At 71.6% G+C, this 21,685-nt stretch carries 21 protein-coding genes; 12 read left to right on the top strand and 9 right to left on the bottom strand.

The window, feature by feature from the left end; genetic code table 11:
- Positions 1-2 precede the first annotated feature (2 nt).
- Genes DEU32_RS11820 through DEU32_RS11830 form a run of 3 tightly spaced genes read right to left on the bottom strand, consistent with a single transcriptional unit; the run spans position 3 to position 3,483 of the window.
- Positions 3-878 carry an ABC transporter permease gene (locus tag DEU32_RS11820; protein WP_114850709.1) on the bottom strand — a complete coding sequence of 292 codons (876 nt, stop codon included), beginning with the start codon at positions 876-878 and terminating at the stop codon, positions 3-5.
- Entirely contained in the window at positions 875-1,828 is a 954-nt protein-coding gene (locus DEU32_RS11825) for an ABC transporter permease (protein WP_114850710.1), read from the bottom strand. The genes DEU32_RS11820 and DEU32_RS11825 overlap by 4 nt, the downstream gene beginning before the upstream one ends.
- A complete protein-coding gene (locus DEU32_RS11830; RefSeq protein WP_114850711.1) occupies positions 1,825-3,483 on the bottom strand; it encodes an ABC transporter substrate-binding protein in 1,659 nt (552 codons plus the stop codon). Before DEU32_RS11830 ends, DEU32_RS11825 begins: the two co-directional genes overlap by 4 nt.
- Before the next feature lie 259 nt (positions 3,484-3,742).
- Between DEU32_RS11830 and DEU32_RS11835 the strand changes: the two genes are divergently transcribed.
- From DEU32_RS11835 to DEU32_RS11845, 3 genes are all read left to right on the top strand, one after another.
- Positions 3,743-4,837: a type I restriction endonuclease gene (locus tag DEU32_RS11835; RefSeq protein WP_114850712.1), complete on the top strand. Its 1,095-nt coding sequence runs from the start codon at positions 3,743-3,745 to the stop codon at positions 4,835-4,837.
- 163 nt (positions 4,838-5,000) lie between these two features.
- A complete protein-coding gene (locus DEU32_RS11840; protein WP_147281457.1) occupies positions 5,001-5,669 on the top strand; it encodes a hypothetical protein in 669 nt (222 codons plus the stop codon).
- A gap of 67 nt (positions 5,670-5,736) precedes the next feature.
- Entirely contained in the window at positions 5,737-6,360 is a 624-nt protein-coding gene (locus tag DEU32_RS11845) for a DNA alkylation repair protein (RefSeq protein WP_174779116.1), read from the top strand.
- A 21-nt stretch (positions 6,361-6,381) separates the two neighbouring features.
- On the opposite strand, the gene DEU32_RS11850 is transcribed toward DEU32_RS11845, so the two are convergent.
- Positions 6,382-7,188: a polysaccharide deacetylase family protein gene (locus tag DEU32_RS11850; protein WP_114850715.1), complete on the bottom strand. Its 807-nt coding sequence runs from the start codon at positions 7,186-7,188 to the stop codon at positions 6,382-6,384.
- 311 nt (positions 7,189-7,499) lie between these two features.
- On the opposite strand from DEU32_RS11850, the gene DEU32_RS11855 reads away from it, so the two are divergent.
- Genes DEU32_RS11855 through DEU32_RS11865 form a run of 3 tightly spaced genes read left to right on the top strand, consistent with a single transcriptional unit; the run spans position 7,500 to position 10,199 of the window.
- Positions 7,500-8,696 carry a zinc-dependent alcohol dehydrogenase gene (locus DEU32_RS11855; protein ID WP_114850716.1) on the top strand — a complete coding sequence of 399 codons (1,197 nt, stop codon included), beginning with the start codon at positions 7,500-7,502 and terminating at the stop codon, positions 8,694-8,696.
- A 16-nt stretch (positions 8,697-8,712) separates the two neighbouring features.
- Positions 8,713-9,771 (top strand): NAD-dependent epimerase/dehydratase family protein, encoded by a 1,059-nt coding sequence (locus tag DEU32_RS11860; RefSeq protein WP_114850717.1) that lies wholly within the window; start codon positions 8,713-8,715, stop codon positions 9,769-9,771.
- 20 nt (positions 9,772-9,791) lie between these two features.
- Positions 9,792-10,199, top strand: coding sequence for a DUF6314 family protein (locus DEU32_RS11865; protein ID WP_114850718.1), 408 nt, complete (start codon positions 9,792-9,794; stop codon positions 10,197-10,199).
- Between the two features lie 7 nt (positions 10,200-10,206).
- On the opposite strand, the gene DEU32_RS11870 is transcribed toward DEU32_RS11865, so the two are convergent.
- Positions 10,207-11,055, bottom strand: coding sequence for a hypothetical protein (locus DEU32_RS11870; RefSeq protein WP_141859910.1), 849 nt, complete (start codon positions 11,053-11,055; stop codon positions 10,207-10,209).
- Positions 11,056-11,196: 141 nt separating this feature from the next.
- Here DEU32_RS11870 and DEU32_RS11875 point away from each other — a divergent pair, with 141 nt between their 5' ends.
- Complete coding sequence (locus DEU32_RS11875; protein WP_114850720.1) at positions 11,197-11,862, top strand: pentapeptide repeat-containing protein; 666 nt, start codon at positions 11,197-11,199, stop codon at positions 11,860-11,862.
- Between the two features lie 138 nt (positions 11,863-12,000).
- Here DEU32_RS11875 and DEU32_RS11880 read toward each other — a convergent pair whose 3' ends face one another.
- Complete coding sequence (locus DEU32_RS11880; protein WP_114850758.1) at positions 12,001-13,002, bottom strand: NAD(P)/FAD-dependent oxidoreductase; 1,002 nt, start codon at positions 13,000-13,002, stop codon at positions 12,001-12,003.
- Positions 13,003-13,060: 58 nt separating this feature from the next.
- Between DEU32_RS11880 and DEU32_RS11885 the strand changes: the two genes are divergently transcribed.
- Positions 13,061-13,687, top strand: a complete 627-nt coding sequence (locus DEU32_RS11885; protein WP_395858327.1) for a helix-turn-helix domain-containing protein — start codon at positions 13,061-13,063, stop codon at positions 13,685-13,687.
- Positions 13,688-13,746: 59 nt separating this feature from the next.
- On the opposite strand, the gene DEU32_RS16935 is transcribed toward DEU32_RS11885, so the two are convergent.
- A complete protein-coding gene (locus DEU32_RS16935) occupies positions 13,747-14,430 on the bottom strand; it encodes a hypothetical protein (protein WP_147281458.1) in 684 nt (227 codons plus the stop codon).
- 136 nt (positions 14,431-14,566) lie between these two features.
- Positions 14,567-15,553: a LacI family DNA-binding transcriptional regulator gene (locus tag DEU32_RS11900; protein ID WP_114850723.1), complete on the bottom strand. Its 987-nt coding sequence runs from the start codon at positions 15,551-15,553 to the stop codon at positions 14,567-14,569.
- Positions 15,554-15,656: 103 nt separating this feature from the next.
- Here DEU32_RS11900 and DEU32_RS11905 point away from each other — a divergent pair, with 103 nt between their 5' ends.
- The 4 genes from DEU32_RS11905 to DEU32_RS11920 are packed head-to-tail and all read left to right on the top strand — an operon-like array spanning position 15,657 to position 20,828.
- Positions 15,657-16,913 carry an extracellular solute-binding protein gene (locus DEU32_RS11905; RefSeq protein WP_114850724.1) on the top strand — a complete coding sequence of 419 codons (1,257 nt, stop codon included), beginning with the start codon at positions 15,657-15,659 and terminating at the stop codon, positions 16,911-16,913.
- Between the two features lie 5 nt (positions 16,914-16,918).
- Positions 16,919-17,959 carry a carbohydrate ABC transporter permease gene (locus tag DEU32_RS11910; protein WP_114850725.1) on the top strand — a complete coding sequence of 347 codons (1,041 nt, stop codon included), beginning with the start codon at positions 16,919-16,921 and terminating at the stop codon, positions 17,957-17,959.
- Positions 17,956-18,876 (top strand): carbohydrate ABC transporter permease, encoded by a 921-nt coding sequence (locus DEU32_RS11915; protein ID WP_114850726.1) that lies wholly within the window; start codon positions 17,956-17,958, stop codon positions 18,874-18,876. Before DEU32_RS11910 ends, DEU32_RS11915 begins: the two co-directional genes overlap by 4 nt.
- A 2-nt stretch (positions 18,877-18,878) precedes the next feature.
- Positions 18,879-20,828, top strand: coding sequence for an amylo-alpha-1,6-glucosidase (locus DEU32_RS11920; RefSeq protein ID WP_114850727.1), 1,950 nt, complete (start codon positions 18,879-18,881; stop codon positions 20,826-20,828).
- A gap of 13 nt (positions 20,829-20,841) precedes the next feature.
- Here the strand turns inward: DEU32_RS11920 and DEU32_RS11925 are convergent, their stop codons facing one another.
- Positions 20,842-21,603, bottom strand: coding sequence for a glycosyltransferase family 2 protein (locus tag DEU32_RS11925; RefSeq protein WP_114850728.1), 762 nt, complete (start codon positions 21,601-21,603; stop codon positions 20,842-20,844).
- Between the last annotated feature and the right edge of the window lie 82 nt (positions 21,604-21,685).

The following is a 21,685-nucleotide window of genomic DNA, read 5'->3' on the forward strand; positions in this document are numbered from 1 at the left end:
CGTTACTTCCGGTCCGAGGCGGTGGGGTCGAGGGCGTCGCGCAGGGCGTCGCCGAACAGGTTGAAGCCGAGGCAGACGACGGCGATCGCGACGCCCGGCACGACCGCGGCCCACGGCGCCTGGCCGAGGTACTGCTGCGCGTCCGAGAGCATGATGCCGAGGCTCGGGGTGGGCGGCTGGATGCCGAGGCCGAGGAAGGACAGCAGGGCCTCGCCGATGACCGCGACCGGCATGATCACCGTGGCCTGCACGATGATCGCCGAGACGCAGTTCGGCAGGACGTGCTGCAGGATGATCCGCGCGCCGCCCGCGTCGAGCGTCTTCGCGCTCGTCACGAAGTCGGCACTCGTGATCCGGAGCGTCTCGCCGCGGACGATGCGGATCATCGCAGGGACGTGCGAGATGCCGATGGCGACCACCGCGTTCGTCAGGCTCGGTCCGCTGATCGCGGCCAGGCCGACCGCGATGATGAGGAACGGGAAGGCGAGTGCGACGTCCGTCAGACGGCTGATGATCGCGTCGAGCCAGCGCCAGTACCCGGCGAGCAGCCCGAGCGGGGTGCCGACGACGACCGCGAGCAGGACCGACAGGACGCCCACGACGAGCGAGACCTGGATGCCGTACAGCGTGCGGGACAGGATGTCGCGCCCGAGGTCGTCGGTGCCCAGGCCGAAGCCGACGGTGAACGGCACCTGGAACGGCAGGTCGAAGTGCGTCGTGGTGGGGTCGTACGGGGCGACGAGCGGGGCGGTGACCCCGGCGAGGACGACGACGGCGAGCATGATGCCGCCGGCCATGCCGAGGCGGTTCGCCCGGACCTGCTTCCAGACGCGACCGCGGCTCGACCCGAGGTCGAACGGCGCTGTGATGGTGGTCATGCGGTGCCCCCCACGCGGATCTTCGGGTTGATGACGGAGTACAGGACGTCCACGGCGAAGTTGATGAGGACGTAGCCGAGGGTGATCACGAGGACGACCGCCTGGATGACCGGGTAGTCGCGGGTGAATACGGCGTCGAGCGTGAGCTTGCCGAAGCCCGGCAGCGCGAAGATGCGCTCCGTGACGACCGCGCCCGAGATGAGCCCGCCGAGCTGCAGGCCGACGATCGTCACCACGACGATCATCGAGTTGCGCAGGCCGTACCGGAACAGCACGCGCGGGCGGCTGAGGCCCTTCGCGCGGGCGGTCCGGACGAAGTCGGTCTTCATCGTCTCGATCATCGACGCGCGGGTCTGCCGCATGATCACGGCGGCGAGCGAGGTCCCGAGGATCAGGGCCGGCAGCGTCAGGTGGTGCAGGGCGCCGAGGGGGTCGCTCGTCACCGGGACGTAGCCGGACGCCGGGAACCAGCCGAGCCCCGCGGCGAGCCACACGATCGCCAGGATCCCGAGCCAGAAGTTCGGGACGCTCAGGCCGACGAGCGCGGCGGCGTTCGCCATCCACTCGGGCCAACGGCCGCGGTACCGCTCGGCGAGGGTGCCGAGGGCGACCCCGACGACGACCGCCACGACGATCGCGTACAGCGCGAGCCACAGCGTGACCGGCAGGGTCGAGCCGAGCAGCTCGGTGACGGGCGTCCCCGTGCGCGTCGACTGGCCGAGGTCGCCCTGCAGCGCGTTGACCACGAAGCGCCAGTACTGCACGAGCAGGGAGTCGTCGAGTCCGAGGTCCGCGCGTACCGCCGCGAGCCGCTCGGGACTGGCCTCTTCACCGGCGAGGGCCAGGGCGGGGTCGCCCGGCAGCTGCCGGACCCCGAAGAACACGACAACCGAGGCGAGGACGAGCGTGAGCGCCGCCTGCCAGAGTCGGGTCACGACGTACCGGATCACTTGCTGCCGCCTTCCACGAACGCCGCCTGGCTGAGTCGGACCACGCCGTCGGCGTAGGTGGAGACCCCGGCGACGTCCTTGCTGACGCCCGTGATGCTCCGGGTCCGGTAGAGGTAGATGATCGGGTCGTCCTGCTGCACCTTCGTCACGAGCTGCCCGTACAGGTCGGCGCGCTCCTGCTGGTCGGTGGCCTGGGCCGCACGGCTGATCAGGTCGTCGACGTCGGGGTCGCTGTACCCGGGGTAGTTGTTGCCGCCCCCGGTGCCCAGGAACGAGCCGATGTTGCCGTGCGGGTCCACCCGGCCGGACCAGCCGAGCTGGAGCGCCTGGAAGTCGCCGCGGGTCTGGTCGTCGAGCAGGGTCGTGTACTCGACCGGCGTGATCGTGATCGCGAAGCCGCCGGCACGGGCCTGGGCCTGCAGTGCCTGGGCGAACCGCACGGTGTCGGGGGTGTTCGTCACCTCCATCTCGATCGGGAACGGTTGCTCGACGCCGGCCTGCTCGAGGAGCTGCTTCGCCCGCTCGGGGTCGTACTCCGGGCACGTCTTGCTCGCGTCCGTCGCGAACACGCTCGAGTCCGGGATCGGCGAGCACGCGACGTCTGCCCACCCGCGGAACACGCTCTGCACGAGTTCGGCACGGTTGATCGACATCGACAGGGCCTGCCGGACCGTCCGCTGCGTGGCGAGCGGGGTGTCGAGCGGCTTCGGGTCCGTGCCGACGCCGTCCTGGTTGGCCAGGTTGATCGTGATGCCCTGGTAGCCGAGCGACCCGGTGCGCAGGACGCTGAGGTCCTTCCGCCGCATGAGCTCGTCGACGTCCTGGGTCGAGATCGAGTCGGCCACCTGCACGTCGCCGGACTTCAGGTTCTGCGCGCGGATGCTCGCGTCCGTGATGATCCGGTAGGTGATCCGGTCGAAGTGCGCGCTCGCCGGGTCGTGGTACTGCGGGTCGCGCTCGACCGTGATGGACGTCTGCGGGACGCGCTCGACGAACTTGTACGGGCCGATGCAGACCGGGTGGTCGCCGAACCCGTCGCCCTCCTGTTCCAGCGCGGTCGGCGACATCACCATGCCCGCACGGTCCGCGAGCGCGGCGGTGATCGGGGCGAAGGGCGTCGCGTAGCGGATCCGGACGGTGTGGTCGTCGACCGCGTCGATGCTCGACACCGGACCCATCTCGCTCTTCCGGCTCGAGTCGTCCTTCGTCAGGTTGCGCTCGAGCGTCGTCACGACGGCGTCCGCGTCGAACGGGGTGCCGTCGGCGAAGCGGTACCCGGTGTGCACCGGGAACGTCACGGTCTTCCCGCCGTCGGAGACCGTCGGGAGCTCGGTCGCGAGCATCGGGACGACGGTGCCCTCGGCGTCGATGTCGTACAGCTTCTGGCACATCGTCTCCATGACGTACCGGGTGTACAGCGACGACGACGTGGTCGGGTCGAGTCGGTCCGGCTCGGCGGAGAGCGCCATCACGAGGTCACCGCCCTCGCGGACCTGCTGGTCGCCGATCGGGACGGTCGTGACGGTGCCGGCGGTCGCGCCGCCGGCCTTCGAGCGTTGGACCGGGACGCAGGCGGTGAGGGCGAGCGTGGCGGCCAGGGCGACGACGGGCACGGCGAGCAGTGTCCGGCGGCGTCGGGGGGAGGTCTGGGACATCGTGTTCCTGGAGCTGCGGTGTGCGTGGCGACTCTTGTGGAGTCACGCTCAGGAGTGCGGTGATTGCATACAATCACGGATCGTCGCTCGCTTTTGTATACGTGACGTTTCGAGCTTGTAACGCTGCGCCCATACCGCTTGGACTCGTCCTCCGGCACCTCGCTCCGAGGTCTGCGGTGTCCCTCGCTCTGGGGCTCGGTGAGAACCCCTCGAGTTGACGACCGGTCACTTATCCTGAGTGTGAGGACAGGAGTGAACGATGGAGTTCGAAGAGCGTCTCGCTGCGTTGGCCACGAAGGTGCACAACCAACGCCAGGCGATCCAGACCGAGGAGGCCACGAAGAACGCGTTCGTGATGCCCTTCATCTCGACGATCCTCGGGTACGACGTGTTCAACCCCCTCGAAGTCGTTCCGGAGTTCACGGCGGACGTCGGCGTGAAGCGTGGGGAGAAGGTCGACTACGCGATCATGCGCGACGGTGAGGTGCAGATCCTCATCGAGTGCAAGAAGTCCACGGAGCCGCTCAAGATCGAGCATGCATCCCAGCTCTTCCGGTACTTCTCCGTCACGAACGCACGCATCGCCGTGTTGACCAACGGCGAGGTCTACAACTTCTACACGGATCTCGACGCACCGAACAAGATGGACGACCGACCGTTCCTCGTGCTCGACCTAGCCGACATCGACGAGACACTCCTGCCGGAGCTCAGCAAGCTCACGAAGGACGTGTTCGACCTCGATTCGGTGATCAGCGCGGCCGAGGAACTCAAGTACGTCGGCGCGCTGAAGCGTGCCATCGCCGTACAGTTCCGGGAGCCCGAGGAGGACTTCGTCCGACTCTTCGCGTCGCGTGTCTACGAGGGGCGCTTCACCCAGGAGGCGCGCAGCCAGTTCACGACGCTCGTCGCCAAGGCCTCGAAGCAATTCCTCAACGAACAGGTCAACGACCGCTTGAAGACGGCACTCGGTGCCTCCTACACGGCGCCGATCGAGCAAGCTGCTTCCGTCGAGGCGCTCTCGAGCGAGCTGGTGGTGGAAGAGGACATAGATCGAGACACCGAGATCGAGACTACGCCCGAGGAACTCGAAGGCTATCAGATCGTCAAGGCCATCGCCTGCAGCGAGGTCAAGCCCGAGCGCATCGTGCACCGGGATCAGAAGTCGTACTTCGCCATTCTGCTCGACAACAACAACCGTAAGCCGATCGCGCGCCTCTGGTTCAACGGGAAGAAGCAGAAGTACATCGGGTTGTTCGACGAGGACAAAGTCGAGACGCGGCATCCCATCGACTCGCTCGAGGACATCTACCTGCACGCGGATGCCCTGCGGGCGTCCGTGTCACGATTGCGCTGAAGTGAAGGCGGTTCACGAACCCTCCGGCCGGGTGTTCTCCCCCGACGAGGTGGGAGACGAGCTCCGGGGAGGTCCCTGGCGTTGCGCCTGGGCCGGTTGCGGCGCACGACTCTTCCATTCGAGGAGCACTGTTCGAAAGCTGGCGTCAGGTGGCGCAGTGCCCGTGGCGGCCAAGTTCTCGTGCTTCTCCGGCTCCGTCCACGCGCTCGTGCCGCATGGTGCGCCGCGCAGATCGACGGACAGCTCCGCACCTGTGGCGGGCGTGTATGAGCACATCCATCGTTTGACGGGTGTCCCGGTGCCCGAGTCGCGACGGTCGGCCGTCGACTCCGCTCCGACCGGACAGTCGCGAACGCAGTACGCCTACGGCGCTCCTGTGGGCGGTGTCGTCGGCCTTCGTGCTTTCGCTTTGCAGGTCGGTGCCGACGAGGACTTCGGCCGTCGCGAGAAGATCCGGTTCGGCGGCATCGATTACTGGTGGCATGAGCTGGCCTTCGCTCCCACCGGGAACACGTTCAGTGCGCTGACGGCATCCATCGAGACTCAGGTCACGAAGCACCGCGCGTACTACGTGGAGGGGCTGGCGAAGTACCACGCGTACCCGGTGGCTGAAGGAAAACGCTTGGAGCTGACGCTTCTGGACGCGTCCGGACGAAGCGACGATGCGATCAGCGTGTTCATGCCGAACTCGCACCACCTGGGAGCGCTCACGTCGGCTGTGGCGGCTGGCACACCATTTGCGCTGTTCTCGTCCGAGACATTCGTGAAGAACACCGGACGTGCGGCACTCAGCTTGGCGGATGACTCCCAGCTGCTGCCCCTGTCCGGCTGATCTGCGCCTGACGGACCCGGCCGTTTCTCGTGTCGAACGATCCATGGCGACGAGTACCGTGGCGGTGATGCAGACACGCGACGCCGAGGCGGTCCTCGCCGCCCTCGCGCGCACCTCCGGCGATCTCCACGGCGCCCGGAGGGTCGCCCGGCAGTTCGCCGACCTCGACGCGGGGGAGCGGTCCGCCCTGCTCTGGAGCGAGGACCCCGGCGCGCGGCTCGTCGCGGTGGTGCTCCTCGTGCAGGCGATGCGGGCGCGGCCGGACCCCGAGCTGACGGACGAGTACCTCGCCGCGGCAAAGGCGGAGCGTTTCGGGGACACCACGCTCGTCGACTTCGCGGCGGAGGAGCTCGTCGGCGCCCCGCTCGTGGGCGGGTCGACCGGGCCGCTGTTCGCGCTCGTGAAGTCCGACGTGGCGATGGTGCGCCGGATCGCGGTCGTGGCGACCCTGGCGTTCGCGAAGCAGGGCGACGCCGAAGTCCCGCTCGGGATCGTCGGGCGGCTCGTCCGCGAGCGCAGCGACACCGTGCAGTCGGCGCTCGGGTGGGTCCTGCGCGAGACCGGCAAGCGGGCGTCCGAGCCGGCGCTCGTGGCGTTCCTCGAGCGGCACGGGCGGTTCCTGACCCCGGCGGCACGGGCGACCGCGACCGAGCACCTGCCCCCAACCGAGCGCGACCGGCTGCGCGCCTGACCTGTTCGCGCGGGGCCGGGGTCAGTGGGAGAACACGTCGTCGAGCGTGTAGGTCGCCAGGCCGCGCTGCTCGAGCAGGGCGTGGAGCCGCGGCAGCGCCCCGATGGTGCCGGAGTGGTTCGCGTGTCCGATGACGATGTGCGCCGGCTGGAACCACTGCTCCGCGAAGCTGAGGATCTGGTCCGAGGTGATGTCCCCGGAGTCCGCGAGCGTCCCGTACCAGAGCAGCGGGGTCGTGTAGCCGACGGCTGCAGCCGCCCGGTCGACCCGGGCGTCGTGGTAGCCGAACGGCGGCCGGAAGTACGGCTTCGCGTCCACGCCGTAGGTGTCCTGGATGAAGGCGTGGTTCCGCGTCAGCTGGTCCTGGACCGCCTGGTCGCCGAGCTTCGTCAGGGCGGGGTGGTCCCACGTGTGGTTCCCGAGCTGCACCTGCCCGGAGGCGACGAGGGGCCGCAGCAGGTCGGCGTGCTCGGTCCACGCGGGCCGGGCGCCGTTGACGAAGAAGGTCAGGCGTGTGCCGGTCTCGGCGGCGAACCGGGCGTAGGCGGCGACGACGTCCGACGAGGCCCCGTCGTCCACCGTCCACGCGATCCCGGGCGTCCCTGCCGGTAGACCGGTCACCGTCCCCCGGGGCAGCGGCACCTTCGTCAGTGCCGGACGGGTCGGCGTCGGCGTCGGGGTGGGTGTGGGTGTCCGGCTGGCTGACGGCGTCGGGGTCGCGCTCGGTGCCCGCCGGGGCGGCTGGGAGGAACACGCGGCGAGCGCCCCGGCGGCGAGGAGCGCTCCGGCTCCCGTGAGCAGGCTGCGGCGCTTGGTGCGGTGGTCCATCGGAGCCAGCGTGGCGGGTGTGCGGCTCCGAGCGCATCGGCGGACGGGCGGAGACCGACTGGCCGATCGGCCACGTTCGAGCCCATCGCGCCTGTGATCGGAGGCGGATCCGCGCGTCGGGTGGCGGAAGGAACGGCTTCCGACGCGCGGATCGGTCTCCCACGCCCGGATCGGCCTGCGACGCGCGGATCGGTGGAACAGCAGGGCGTGCGGGCGGGGCTGGGAACGCGCCACGGGGCGGGCGGGTACCGACGAGGGGGAGAGAGCCGTGCCTCCCGGCCGGCCCGACGCGACCACGAGAGGAACGCGACGTGCGCGCACTGACCTGGCAGGGCACCGAGAAGGTGTCCGTCGAGACCGTCCCCGACCCGACCATCCAGGAGCCGACCGACGCGATCGTGCGGATCACGTCGACCGCCATCTGCGGCTCCGACCTGCACCTGTACCGCGTGCTCGGCCCGTACATCGACAAGGGCGACGTCCTCGGGCACGAGCCCATGGGCATCGTCGAGGAGGTCGGCTCCGCCGTCACGAACCTGAAGGTCGGCGACCGGGTCGTCGTCCCGTTCAACATCTCGTGCGGCCACTGCTGGATGTGCCGCCACGGCTTCCAGTCGCAGTGCGAGACGACGCAGGTGAAGGAGTACGGCACCGGCGCCTCGCTCTTCGGCTACACGAAGATGTACGGCCAGGTCCCCGGCGGGCAGGCCGAGTACCTGCGCGTCCCGCACGCCGATTACGGCCCGATCAAGGTGCCGGACACCGGCGCGGACGACCAGTGGCTGTTCATGAGCGACATCATCCCGACCGCCTGGCAGGCCGTGCAGTACGCGGACGTGCCCGAGGGCGGGACGCTCGCGGTGCTCGGCCTCGGCCCCGTGGGGCAGTTCGCCGCGCGGATCGGCAAGCACCTCGGCTACCGGGTGCTCGCCGTCGACCCCGAGCAGGTCCGCCGCGACCTCGGGGCGAAGCACGGCATCGAGGTGTTCGACCTGTCCGACGACGTCGTGCCGCAGCTCGTCGACCTCACCGACGGCCGCGGGCCGGACGGCGTGGTCGACGCGGTCGGCATGGAGGCGCACGGCAACCCCGTCGCCGGGTTCGCCCAGCGCGCAGCCGGCCTGCTGCCGGACAAGCTCGCGCAGAAGGCGATCGAGACCGCTGGCGTCGACCGGCTGGCGGCGGTGCACGCGGCCATCGACCTCGTCCGACGTGGTGGCACGGTGTCGCTCTCCGGCGTGTACGGCGGGATGGCCGACCCGATGCCGATGATGACGCTGTTCGACAAGCAGATCACGATCCGCGAGGGACAGTGCAACGTCCGCCGCTGGGTCGACGACCTGATGCCGCTCGTGTCCGACCCCTCGGACCCGCTCGGCACGCTCGACCTGACCACGCACCGGGTGTCGCTCGAGGACGCCCCGCACATGTACGCGGTCTTCCAGAAGAAGGAGGACGGCTGCATCAAGGTCGTCCTCGACCCGTCGCTCGCACCCGCGGCGGCGTGACGGTCGGGCACCGCTGATGCGCGTCGTCGTGGTCGGGGCGACCGGGAACGTCGGGACCGCCGTGCTGCGGCGGCTCGCGGCGGCCCGGCTCGCCGGTGACGGCCGGGCCGGCTCCGACGAGGGGCTGCAGGTCGTCGGGGTCGCCCGGCGGCTGCCCGACGCCCGGGTCGCACCGTACGACGTCGCGGTCTGGCACACCGTCGACGTCGGCGGCGACGGTGCCGTCGAGGAGCTCGCCGCCGTGTTCCGCGGCGCCGACGCCGTCGTGCACCTGGCGTGGGCGCTCCAGCCGACGCACGACATCCCCGCGCAGCACCGGACCAACGTCCGGGGCACGGCGAACGTGCTCGCCGCCGTGGCCCGGGCCGGGGTCCAGCAGGTCGTCGTGGCCTCCTCGGTCGGGGCGTACCGCGGGGTCGACGTGGACGGCAAGCGGACCCCGGTGGACGAGTCCTTCCCGGCGACCGGCATCCCGACGGCGACGTACTCGGTGCACAAGGCCGAGAACGAACGGGCACTGGACACGTTCGAGCGCGAGCACCCGGACGTGGTCGTGACCCGGCTCCGGCCCGGGCTGGTGTTCCAGCGGTCGGTGGCCGCGGAGCTCCGGGGCCTGTTCCTCGGGCACCTCGTCCCGATGTCGGTCGTGCGTGCGGCCCGGTTCGCGGTCCTGCCGTTGCCGCTGCCGTTCGTGTTCCAGGCCGTGCACGCCGACGACCTCGCCGACGCGTTCTGGCGGGCGATCGACCGGCGGGCCGCCGGCGCGTTCAACATCGCGGCGTCGCCGGTGCTCACCCCGCCGCGGATGGCCCGGGCCGCCGGGATGCTCGGCGCGGTGCGGATCCCGCTCCGCCTGCTGCGCGGGGTCGTCACGCTGACCTGGCGGCTCCGGCTCCAGCCGACGGACGCCGGGTGGCTCGACATCGCAGCCGGCGTGCCGGTCATGCAGACCGACCGCGCCCGGAACGAGCTCGGGTGGGCGCCGCAGCACACGGCGGAGGACGCCCTGCGGGAACTCGTCGGCGGCTTCGCCGACGGCGCCCGTGTGCCCGCGTCCGGACCCCTGCGCGGGTGAGCGCCGCGTAGCCTGAGGGGGTGCTGCTGCCGACGGACTTGCTCGGGGACTGGGACCTCGCACGGACCGTGGACGACCGCGCCGCCGGTGTCCGCGGCATCGTCACCGGCCGCACCACGCTCTCGCTCACCGGTCCGGACGAGGTGCGCTGGGACGAGTCCGGCGTGATGCGGTTCGGCGGTCGGGAGACCCCGGTGTCCCGGACGCTGCTCGTCCGCCGCGGCGCCGACGCGCACTGGAGCGTGCACTTCATCGACGGCCGGGTCTTCCACGACTGGGTGTGGGGCGCGGCGGTCGAGCACGCCTGCGCGCCGGACGACTACACCGGCGTGCTCACGGGCGACGCCCGACGGTGGACGGTGCGCTGGCAGGCCCGGGGTCCCGCGAAGGACTACCGGCTCGACAGCGTGCTGACCCCGGCGGCGTGACCCGGGCTCACCGGACCTGGACGTTCCGGCAGCCGAAGTCGATGGTGCTCGACCCCCAGTACGGATCACTCGCTGTCAGACACAGGCGGTGCGTCCCGGCGCTCATCGCGACCGTCCCGGCGAAGCCGCGGTTCCCGCTGACGTGCAGGGCACGGTTCACGTCCGCGCGTCGAACGGTGGTCGTGAAGCGGTCCGTGTAGACGCCGTCGACCTGGGCCGTCACGGTCATCGGGTCGGCCAGCCGCTCGAGTTCCACGACCCAGCCCGCGACCTGGACCCCACCGGACACCGGCAGCACCCGGTCGAGGTTGCCGCGCACGGGGACCAGCGTCGTGCCGCTGTACCGCGCGTTCCATGGCGCGTCGGGATCGGACTTCCCGCGCACGACGGTGAACCCCCAACCCGTGAACCCGGACATGGACGAGGCGAAGTGCTGGCGGGCGGTCGTCGTCATGGTGACGCTCTGGCCGGGACGCAGCGCGCCGGTCACGCAGGTGCCGGTCCGCTTCTGGGTGGACAACGAGCAGGTGCCGCTCGTCGACGTCACCTTCGCCTGGTCCCACGCCGACAGGATCGCCGCGTCCGGCGGGTTCGACCCCTGGTTGTACTGGAACGCCATCGTGACCGGTCCGGCGGTGGCACGGGTCCCGGTGTTCGTCACCGTGAACGACCACGTGGCGGTGTTGCCGTACGCGACCTCCGTCGAGGTCGCCGTGTCCACCTGCAGTCCGGCAGGGTCGTCGGCAGCCCACGCCGGGGTCCCGGTCACCACTCCGCCGACGAGTCCTGCGAGGACGACGAACACGGCGATGCGTGGCGCTGACCGACGGCTGATCGCCTGCTCTCCAGTTGTCATCTGCCGAAGCTACTGCCCGACGTGCTCGCCGGACCGGAGTCCCGTGTACCCCGCGGGGCCGCGTGCTCGAGCGTCGCACCGGACCGGCACAGCGTCGATCCGGCCTGACGCGGCGTCGGCCCGGACCGGCAGACTGAGCGCATGGCACGTTCGACCGGCACCGACGCCCCGCGGATCACCCTGACCGAGCCGACCGACCTGCAGGACTGGTCACCGGCACCCGGCGACCTGCTCACCGGCGACCGGATCGAGGCGAAGCGCATCGCGATGCTCGACGTCGCCGGGGAGCGGCTGCCCGACCTCGAGCTCGAGGAGTGTGTCGTCGGGACCCTCCGCGCCGACGGCACCGATCTGCGCGGCCTGCGCGTCCGCGACTCGGTCGTCGAGACGCTCGACGCCCCGGTGTTCCGCGCCTCGAGCAGCGCCTGGCGCGAGGTCCGGGTCGCCGGCGGCCGGGTCGGGTCGGCCGACCTGTACGACGCGACGCTGAACGGGGTCGAGTTCGTCGGCATGAAGCTCGGGTTCGTGAACCTCCGCGGGTCGACGCTCACCGACGTGGTGTTCCGCGATTGCGTGCTCGACGAACTCGACATCGCCGACGCCCGACTGCTCCGCGTGTCCTTCGAGGGCACACGCATCCGCTCCGCCGAGGGTTCGAACACCCGCATCGACCACGTCGACCTGCGGGCCGCCGACCTGGACCGGGTGGAGCGGCTCGAGGGGTTCCGCGGGGCGACGATCGGTGCCGACCAGCTGTTCGCCCTCGCGCCGCTCCTGGCCGCGCAGGCTGGTTACCGCGTGGACTGACGCGCGCCGCCGGCCACCCCCGCCAGTCGGCCGCCGCCGGCTCGCCCGGTCCGCTGGCGGGCGGGGAGTTCATGCGCCGGGCGACAACTCACGGGCCGCGGACGGCGTGAACTGTCGCTCAGCCCGAAACCTCCGCGCTCAGCCAGCGGCCGCAGCGGCCGCGGTCCCCGCCCTCGCCGCCCCCCCCGCCATCGCCGCTGCCAGGTCCGCCTGCACCAGGTCGCCGTGCACCGCCGCCCCCGCCTGCGTCCCCGCCGCGGCCGACGCGATCACGGTCGCCATCGGCGCCGTCACGTTCCCCGCCGCGTACACCCCGCGCACGCCCGTCTGCCCCGCGGCGTCGACCACGAGCGCGCTCCCGAACCGGGAGCCGTCCACGACGACGTCCTCCGCCACCAGGCCCAGCCCGGCCAGGACGTCGACGCGGGCCTCGGCGGTGCTGGCGGCGGCGAGGGCGTCGAGCGGGACGACCTCGCCCGACCCCGTCTCCACCCCGGTCAGCACGTCGCCCGAAGACACCACGCGGGCAACCGGACCCGTGATCACCCCGATGCCACGAGCCGTGAGACCTGCCATGGCGGTGTCGTCGACGAGCGCCGGGTCGGTCACGAACGCCGTCACCCGGTCGCTCAACGCCCGGAACATGAGCGCGTGGTGCACCCCGTTCGGTGTCGTCACCAGGATCCCGATGCGCTGGTCGCGGATCTCCCACCCGTGGCAGAACGGGCAGTGCACGACCCCGCGCCCCCACTGCTCGGCGAGCCCCGGGACCTCCGGCAGCACGTCGACGGCGCCGGAGGCGACGACGAGTCGCCGCGCGGTGACGACCGCGCCGGAGTCGAGCGTGACCGAGAAAGCGACCGGGTCGGTCCCGTCACCGTCCGTGGCGGACGTGGCCACGATCCTCCCGGCCGTGACCTGCACGCCGTAGGCGGCGACCTCCTGACGTCCGATGCGGGTCAACTCGGCGGGGGCGACCCCCTCGCGCCCGAGGTAGTTGTGCGCACCGGCCGCGGGCGCGTTGCGGGGCTCACCCGCGTCGACGACGAGGACGGAGCGACGGGACCGCCCCAGGATCAGGGCGGCGGACAGGCCGGCGGCCGAGCCGCCGATGACGATGACGTCGAAGTGATCGGACATGACCACAGCGTGCGGCGCGCTCGACCGGATCAGCAACGAATCTTGCCGGTCTGGCAACATGGTCGGCATGGCACACGGCCGGGAGGATCGGATCACCCCACGCACGACGGCCCAGGTCGTCGACGCGGTGGGTCCGCGCCTGCGCGCGCTCCGCGAACGGCGTGACGTCACGCTCGCGGCGCTCGCCGCGGAGACCGGCATCTCGGTGTCGACGCTCTCGCGGCTGGAGTCCGGCCAGCGGCGACCGACCCTCGAACTGCTGCTGCCGCTGGCCCGGGCGTACCAGGTGCCGCTCGACGACCTCGTCGGGGCGCCGCAGACGGGGGATCCGCGCGTCCACCTGCGCCCCGAGCGGCACGGCGGGCGGGTGGTGATCCCGCTCACGAAGCGGACCGGGGGCGTGCGCTCGTTCAAGCAGCTCATCCCGCCGGAACCCGCGAACATCGATCGGACACTGAAGACCCACGAGGGCTACGAGTGGCTCTACGTCCTGTCCGGGCGGCTGCGGCTGCTGCTCGGTGACCGGGAGTTCGACCTGGGGCCCGGCGAGGTCGTCGAGTTCGACACGCACACGCCGCACTGGGTGGGCAACACCACGGACGAGGTCACCGAGGTGCTCTGCCTGTACGGGCCCCAGGGCGAGCGGGCGCACGTGCGGTCGCGACCGGCGGCCCGGGCGGACTGAGCCGGGCGCTTCGCTCGCCGGGCGGATCAGCCGGCCGGCGGGGCAGCCGGTCGGTGGGGTCAGCCGAAGACGTGCGCCGTCACGTCGTCGAGCAGGCCGTCCGTCGGGGTGTTCGACTGGCTGATGCGGATGCCGATGTCGCCGCGGGTGAAGTACGTGTCGCCGTCGATGACCGGGTACTGCGAGTTCTGCGAGACCTTCTGGCAGCGGTACCCCTCGGCGACGTGTGCGCAGTCGTAGCCCTTCGCGGGCAGCGCCTGCAGTGCACCGAACGCGCGGGACGAGTCGACCACCACCACGTCGATCACCAGGTTCGAGATGTCCGCCCGTGGATCCCGCCAGACGCACGACAGGTGCTTGCCGTCGGCCTGCAGGACCGGCGTGAAGGCGTCCTTCGGGCGGGACCACGAGTCGCCGACGACCTTCGGGTCGTTCAGCGGAGCCTCGGTGAACTTCCACTTGCCGGCCGTGATCAAGTCGGAGCACGCGGACGGCACCGTGCCCCCGTCGTGGTCGACGCCGGGGACCGGGGTGATGGCGGACGTCGGTCGCGGGGTGCTCGACGGAGCCGGCGCGGCCGCGGCACTCGGGGTGCTCGTCGCCGACGCCGTGGTCGACGTCGTCGGCGTGGACGAGGCCGTCGGCGTGGTCACGACGTCCGGTCCCTCGGTGCAGGCGCTCAGGACGAGCGCGGCGCCGATCCCGATCGTCGCGAGCAGTGTCGTGGCGCGTGCGGTGCGCATGAGGTCCCCTGGTCTCGGCGGCTCGGACGTTCTCGTGCCGCGGTGCTGCCGACGCTACCGACGGTGCTGAGCCGCTGGAGTCGCCGGTGCCGAACCGTTGCCGGTCCGAGACGGGATCGTGACCGTAGGGTCCGGGTCAGGGGCGCCAGACGACCGTCGGTTCGAGCAGACGGTGCCCGGTCGGTGCGGGCAGGACCGACCTGCCGGTGCCCATCAGCAGGTCCAGCGCCGCCGCGGCCGCGTCGCCGAGGGGCTGCTCGACGCTCGAGATCCCCAGGGCCTCGGCCACCGGGGTGTCGTCGTACCCGACCACCGGGACGTCCGGGCCGAGGGCGAACCGCGCCCCGAGCGCCAGCGTGTCCGACGCGCAGACGACCGCGTCGACGGCGGCCCCGTCCGCGACCGCCCGGGTGACGACCTCGGTCGCCGCGGAGACGTCGTCCTCGCAGACGAGCTGCACCTGGTCGGGCAGGCCCGCTGCGGCGAGGGCGTCCTGCCAGCCGTGGCGCCGCTCGTCGCCCTGCCCCGAGGGGCTCGGCCACCCGAGGAACCCGATGCGTCGGTGCCCTGCCTCGAGCAGGTGCGCGGTCGCGGCCCGGAGACCGGCCCGACCGTCGACGTCCACCCACGGCAGCACCTCGGCGCGCTCGGCGGACTGCCCCCACGGGCGTCCGAACAGCACGAACGGGACGTCCCGGTCGGCGAGCCACCCGGGCCGAGGATCGCCGTGGAACGTCGAGGTGAGCACGAAGCCGTCGACGTCGGACCCCTCGACGAGCCGCTCGATGTGCGTCAGCTCGTCGTCGACGTCCCGCGCGGTGAAGAGCAGGATCCGCATGCCCCGCGCGTCCGCGTGCTCGACCAGGGCGTGCAGGAAGCGGTCGAGCACCGCGCCGGAGATGCCGTGCACGGGTTCGAGCCGGACGCCCAGGGTCGAGCTCTGCCGGGTCCGCAGCCGCCGTGCCGAGGCGTGCGGGCGGTACCCGAGGGTCTCGATCGCCGAGCGCACCCGGTCCAGGGTGTCCGGACGGACGACCTCCGGCCGGTTCAGCGCGTTCGACACGGTCTGCCGGGAGACACCGGCGACCGCGGCGACGTCGGCGACGGTGGCGGGCTGCGACATGGGGTTCACCGTAGCGCCTCGTCGGTGTATCGTGATGGCGTTTGATCGATCAAATTGAACGGTCCAACACCCACTCGACGAGGAGTACCCGATGCAACGACCGATGTCACGACGCACAGCTCGCGCGCTGACCGCAGGGGCGATCGCCCTGACCGCAGCGCTGTCCCTCTCCGCCTGCGGCTCCGGCTTCAGCGGCTCCGGTTCGGACTCGGGGTCCGGGGGGCTCACCTCGAGCGACAAGTCCCTCTCCGTGCTCATCGGCTCCTCCGGTGACGCCGAGACCGCCGCGGTCAAGAGCGCGGCCGCCGCCTGGTCGAAGTCCTCCGGGACCGGCGTGAGCGTCCAGGCCGCCAACAACCTCGACCAGCAGCTCGCGCAGGGGTTCGCCTCCGGCAAGCCCGCCGACGTGTTCTACGTCAGCACGTCGTCGCTCGCCGGGTACGCGGCGAACGGCTCGCTCCTGGCCTACGGCGACCAGCTGCAGGACCAGGGCGACTTCTACCCGACCCTGACGAAGTCGTTCACCGTGGACGGGAAGCTGTACTGCGCGCCGAAGGACTTCTCGACCCTGGGGCTGTTCATCAACAAGGCGGACTGGAAGGCGGCCGGACTGACCGACGCCGACGTCCCGACGACGTGGGACCAGCTGAAGACGGTGTCCGAGAAGCTCACCCGGGACGGTCGCGTCGGACTCTCGACCAGCCCGCAGGTCGAGCGCCTCGGGGCGTTCATGGCCCAGGCCGGCGGCGCCCTGACGAACGCCGACCAGACGAAGGCGACCGTCGACTCCGCCGCCAACGTCCAGGCGCTCGACTACGTGAAGGGCCTGCTCGACGACGGCTCGATGAAGTTCTCGAGCGACCTCGGCGAGAGCTGGGGCGGCGACGCGTTCGGGAAGAACAAGGCCGCGATGACCATCGAGGGCAACTGGCTCACCGGCGCGATGTCCTCGAGCTACCCGAGCGTCGACTACCAGGTCGTCGCACTGCCGAAGGGTCCGGAGGGCGCCGGCACCCTGCAGTTCACGAACTGCTGGGGCATCGCGAAGGACTCCCCGAACCAGAAGGCGGCGCTGTCGTTCGTCGAGAAGATGACGAGCACCGACCAGCAGCTCACCTTCGCGAAGGACTTCGGCGTGATGCCGAGTGTCGAGTCCGCTGCGAGCACCTGGAAGCGCGACTACCCGCAGTACGCGGCGTTCCTCGACCAGGCCGACGTCGCCCAGGGGCTGCCGAACAAGGCCGGCACGTCGGACGTGGTCGCCGACTTCGACTCGAAGCTCGGCTCTCTGCAGAAGACCGACGTGCAGACCCTGCTCGAAGGCGTCCAGAAGAACATGGCCGCTGCGCTGAAGGGCTGACCGCGATGTCCCGGAAGAACCGCCGCGAAGCCGTCTCGGGCTGGTTGTTCACCGCCCCGACGGTGATCGTCCTCGGCCTGTTCCTGCTCGTGCCCGTCCTCATGGCCGCATGGGTGAGCGTGTCGAACTGGCGCGGGGTCGGCAGTCCGTTCTCGTCCGACGTGTCCTTCGTCGGCGGCGAGAACTACGCGAAGATCCTCGGCGGGGGCGGGCTCGACGAGCAGAACTTCGGCACGGCCCTGCGGAACAACCTCTGGTACGTCGTGTTCGTCGTGCCGCTGCAGACCGCCGTCGCCCTCGGCCTGGCCGTCCTCGTGAACGGACGGGCGCTCAAGGGGCGGGGGTTCTTCCGGACCGCGTTCTACTTCCCGTCCGTCACGAGCTCGGTCGCGATCACCGTGCTCTGGCTGTTCCTGTTCTCGTCTTCCGGTGCGGTGAACACGATCATCGGGTGGATCGGGGTGCGCGGACCGAACTGGTTCAACGAGCCGACCGGCATCTTCCACCTCGGGGCGGGGCAGCCTCCGGCCTTCCTCGCCGACCACACGATGCTCGGCATCTCGTGGTGGGAGTGGACCGCGGGGCCGTCGGTCGCGATGAGCGCGTTCATCCTGCTCGCCGTGTTCACCACGAGCGGCACGTTCATGCTGCTCTTCATCGCGGCGCTGCAGAACCTGTCCGCCGACGTCGACGAGGCCGCGATGATCGACGGCGCGGGCGCCTGGACGCGCTTCTGGCGCGTGACGCTCCCGCAGCTGCGCCCGACGCTCTTCACGGTGCTCACCCTCGGGCTGATCGGGACGTGGCAGGTCTTCGACCAGATCTACACCGGCACGAAGGGCGCCCCGGCGAACACCACGCTCACCCCGGCGTACCTGTCGTACACGTCCGCGTTCCAGAGCCAGCAGTGGGGTGTCGGTGCGGCGATCGCCTTCATCCTGTTCGGGATCATCGTCGTCTTCACGCTGCTGCAGCGCTGGGCACTGCGGGACCGCCCCGTCTCACGACGGCGGATGCGCTGGATCGAACAGGGAGAGTCACGATGACCGCCGCACCCACCTCGGCACGGACGGGAGGCACGGTGCCGGACCTCCGCGCCGCCACCGTCGCACAGGCGCCCGGCCCGGGCCGGGGGCCCCGCCGCCTCACCGGTCGCGGGATCGTCCTGCTGGTCGTCGGCGTGGTCATCGCGGTCGTCTACCTGCTGCCGTTCTACGTGGCGATCGTCAACTCCTTCAAGACGGACGAGGACGCCTCGCTCCACCCGCTCGCCCTCCCCACCACCTGGACGGGCGCCGCGTTCCGGACGCTCTTCGAGAACTCCGACTTCGGCGTCTGGACGATGAACTCGGTGATCGTCGCCGTGGTCGTCACGCTCGGTCGGATCTTCTTCGACTCGCTCGCCGGCTACGCGCTCGCGCGCATCCGGTTCCCCGGACGCCAGACCGTCTTCGCGCTCATCGTCGCGGTGATGGCCGTGCCCGCCGTGGTGCTGCTCATCCCGAAGTTCCTCGTGATCAACCAGCTCGGCATGTACGACTCGTACTCGGGCATGATCATCCCGCTGCTCGTCGACGCCGCCGGGGTGTTCATCATGAAGAACTTCTTCGAGTCGATCCCGGTCAGCGTCGAGGAGCAGGCGAAGATCGACGGCGCCGGGGTGTTCCGCACCTTCTGGTCGATCGTGCTGCCGATGGCCCGCCCGGCCGTCGTGACGATCACGATCCTGTCGTTCCAGGGGTCGTGGAACGAGCTCCCGCACTTCATCGTGTCGGCGTCCTCGCCCGGACTGACGACCCTGACCAAGGGCGTCGCCTCGCTGGCCTCCGGCGCCCTGAGCGCCGGGAACCAGTTCCCGATCAAGCTCGCCGCCGCCTTCGTGATGACGATCCCCGTCGCCGTCGCGTTCTTCGTGTTCCAGCGGCGCATCATGAACACCAGCGACGGGGCGGTCAAGGAGTGACCATGACGACGACCACCACGCCGCCCGACGCCGCCGAGCAGGCCGCCCACGCGGTGCCGCGGCAACCCCTGCTCCACGACGAGGTCGTCGTGCTCGCCGCGCCGACCCAGGCGTGGTCCGACCGGCACGGCGACGTCGGCACGAACCCCGTGCACGGTTACTGGACGGGCGACCAGCGCGTCGTCTCGGCGATGACGCTGACCGTCGCCGGGTCGTCGGTGGAGCCCGTGGCGACGGTGCCGGCCGGCGCCCGCGAGGTCGTGTTCACCGGACTCCTGCGTGGGCTCGACGGCCCCGGAGCGGACCCGGACGTGCGGCTCGACCGGATCCGGACGGTCCGCGTCGACGGCGTCCACGAACGCCTGCGCATCACGGACCGGCTCGCCCCCGGGCAGCCCGCGGCCGAGCACTCCGGACACACCGGACGGACCGTGACGGTCCGGATCGTGCCGGACGCGAGCGGGATGGACGCCGTCAAGGCCGGCGCACCGCCGGTGCCGGTCCCGGCCGTGCTCGCGGCCGACGGCGGCGGGACGGACGCGGGCCGTGCCTCCTGGACGGCGGGATCGGTGTCCGTGACCCTGCGTGCCGACGGCGCCACGGTCACCACCGACGGCGACGCCGTCGTCCTGACCTGGAGCCTGCCGCACGCGCGGACCGTCGAGGTCGCGTGGGACTGCCGCGTCACGGCCCCGGACGCCGTGGCCGTCGGCGCCACCACGCCGCGGACGTTCCACGCGCCGCAGGGCGTTCAGGACGACCGGCTCCGCCGATGGCTCGACCGCGCCGTCGAGGACCTCGACGCGCTGCGGCTGCGCCGCCCGGAGGGGGAGTTCCTCGCCGCCGGGGCACCGTGGTTCTTCACGCTATTCGGGCGCGACTCGCTCTGGGCCGCCCGGTTCCTGCTGCCGGTCGACATCACGGTGGCCGGCAGCACGCTCCGGGTGCTCGCCGCGCTGCAGGGCACGCGCGACGACCCCGCCACCGCCGAGCAGCCCGGGAAGATCCCGCACGAGCTCCGGCAGGCATCGCTGCCGGTCGACAACGACGAGATCTCGCTGCCGCCGCTGTACTACGGCACCGTCGACGCGACCCCGCTGTGGATCTGCACCCTGCACGACGCCTGGCGGGCCGGCCTGCCGGAGGACCAGGTCCGGGCGCTCCTGCCCGCCCTCGGGCGCGCCCTGGCGTGGATGCGGGACTCCGGCGACGCCGACGGGGACGGCTTGCTCGAGTACGTCGACGAGTCCGGCCGCGGGCTGGCCAACCAGGGGTGGAAGGACTCCGGCGACAGTGTGCAGTGGCGCGACGGACGGCTCGCCGACGGCCCGATCGCGCTCTGCGAGGTGCAGGGGTACGCGCACGAGGCGGCCGTGCACGGCGCCGACCTGCTCGACGCGTTCGGGCTGCCGGGGGGACCGGAGTGGCGGGCGTGGGCGGCGCGCCTGGCCGACCGCTTCCGTGCGACGTTCTGGGTGACGGACGCGGTCGGGCCGCACCCGGCGATCGCCCTCGACGCCCGGAAGCACGCCGTCGACTCGGCGACGAGCAACATCGGCCACCTGCTCGGCACGGGACTCCTGGACGAGCGCGAGGAGGCCGTCGTGGCCGCCCGGGTCGTCGCACCGGACATGGCGAGCGGCTTCGGTCTGCGGACCCTGTCCACGACGGCCTCGGGCTACTGGCCGCTGAGCTACCACGGCGGCTCGGTGTGGGCGCACGACACCGCGGTGGTCGTCGCCGGGCTCACCCGTTCGGGCTTCCGGGACGAGGCGCGGGCGCTCGCCGAGCAGCTGCTCGCGGCGGCGGTCGCCTTCGACTTCCGGATGCCCGAGCTGCACGCGGGAGACGCCGCCGCCGAGGTGTCCCGACCGGCGCCCTACCCGGCGGCGTGCCGACCTCAGGCGTGGAGTGCGGCGGCGGTGTTCCCGGTGTGGGTCGCGCTGCGGTGAGGGCGTCGGGCGCTCAGCGCTGCGCCCACGCGCTCCGCAGCCGCGCCCGCAGTGCGACCCGGAAGCGACGGGCCCAGCGCCGGGGCGGGTTCGCCCGGCGGCCGTTGACCCGGAAGGTGTGGAACGCGCGGCGGGTCCGGCGGACCACCGACCCGAAGCCCGAGAACGGTCGCGAGGACACCTGCACGAGCAGCCGCCGCGACGCGACCACCCGGAGCGCCGGGTCGATCGCCATCGACAGGTCGACGTCGTCGTGCACCTCGGGGTCGTCGCGGTGCACGCGGGAGCGCGCGGCGGTCCACGTCGCGCGGTGCATCGCGGTCGCGGAGCCGAACAGCGGCGGTCGCCCGAGCGCCGCCCACATCAGCACGAAGTACGGGCGCATGTAGAGCACGTCCCACACCTGCTGGACGAGCACGCTGCCGTCGTGCGGCCGGCCGGGCCCGGTGACCGCGACGACGCCGGGACGGCCGAGCAGCCGGAGCGCCTCGGCGATCCAGCGGGGCGGCGGCACCGAGTCCGCGTCGAGCCGGACGAGGACGTCGCCGGTCGCCGCGTCGTAGCCCCGTGCCGAGGCACGGGCGATGCCACGCACCGGCTCGACGAGCACGCGGGCGCCGGCGGCACGGGCCACCGCGGCGCTGTCGTCCCGGCTGCCGTTGTCCACGACGATCACCTCGGCGGCGGGATGGCTCTGCGCGGCGAGCGCCTGCAGGCAGCGCTGCAGCAGGAGGGCGTCGTCGAGCACGGGGACGACGACGGAGACACGCTGCACCCCTGTGATCCTGCCGGAGACGCGCTGGACGCACGCGCGGTCGGACGGAAGGATCGTGGCGGCGCCGCCACGATCCTCCCGT

This window comes from Curtobacterium sp. AG1037, assembly GCF_003349855.1.
GTDB classification, from domain to species: Bacteria; Actinomycetota; Actinomycetes; order Actinomycetales; family Microbacteriaceae; genus Curtobacterium; species Curtobacterium citreum.

Coding starts and splice junctions, on each gene's coding strand:
- DEU32_RS11820 (WP_114850709.1), bottom strand. CDS start 878: ATGACCACCATCACAGCGCCGTTCGACCTCGGGTCGAGCCGCGGTCGC.
- DEU32_RS11830 (WP_114850711.1), bottom strand. CDS start 3,483: ATGTCCCAGACCTCCCCCCGACGCCGCCGGACACTGCTCGCCGTGCCC.
- DEU32_RS11835 (WP_114850712.1), top strand. CDS start 3,743: ATGGAGTTCGAAGAGCGTCTCGCTGCGTTGGCCACGAAGGTGCACAAC.
- DEU32_RS11845 (WP_174779116.1), top strand. CDS start 5,737: ATGCAGACACGCGACGCCGAGGCGGTCCTCGCCGCCCTCGCGCGCACC.
- DEU32_RS11850 (WP_114850715.1), bottom strand. CDS start 7,188: ATGGACCACCGCACCAAGCGCCGCAGCCTGCTCACGGGAGCCGGAGCG.
- DEU32_RS11860 (WP_114850717.1), top strand. CDS start 8,713: ATGCGCGTCGTCGTGGTCGGGGCGACCGGGAACGTCGGGACCGCCGTG.
- DEU32_RS11870 (WP_141859910.1), bottom strand. CDS start 11,055: ATGACAACTGGAGAGCAGGCGATCAGCCGTCGGTCAGCGCCACGCATC.
- DEU32_RS11875 (WP_114850720.1), top strand. CDS start 11,197: ATGGCACGTTCGACCGGCACCGACGCCCCGCGGATCACCCTGACCGAG.
- DEU32_RS11880 (WP_114850758.1), bottom strand. CDS start 13,002: ATGTCCGATCACTTCGACGTCATCGTCATCGGCGGCTCGGCCGCCGGC.
- DEU32_RS11885 (WP_395858327.1), top strand. CDS start 13,061: ATGGTCGGCATGGCACACGGCCGGGAGGATCGGATCACCCCACGCACG.
- DEU32_RS16935 (WP_147281458.1), bottom strand. CDS start 14,430: ATGCGCACCGCACGCGCCACGACACTGCTCGCGACGATCGGGATCGGC.
- DEU32_RS11900 (WP_114850723.1), bottom strand. CDS start 15,553: ATGTCGCAGCCCGCCACCGTCGCCGACGTCGCCGCGGTCGCCGGTGTC.
- DEU32_RS11905 (WP_114850724.1), top strand. CDS start 15,657: ATGTCACGACGCACAGCTCGCGCGCTGACCGCAGGGGCGATCGCCCTG.
- DEU32_RS11910 (WP_114850725.1), top strand. CDS start 16,919: ATGTCCCGGAAGAACCGCCGCGAAGCCGTCTCGGGCTGGTTGTTCACC.
- DEU32_RS11915 (WP_114850726.1), top strand. CDS start 17,956: ATGACCGCCGCACCCACCTCGGCACGGACGGGAGGCACGGTGCCGGAC.
- DEU32_RS11920 (WP_114850727.1), top strand. CDS start 18,879: ATGACGACGACCACCACGCCGCCCGACGCCGCCGAGCAGGCCGCCCAC.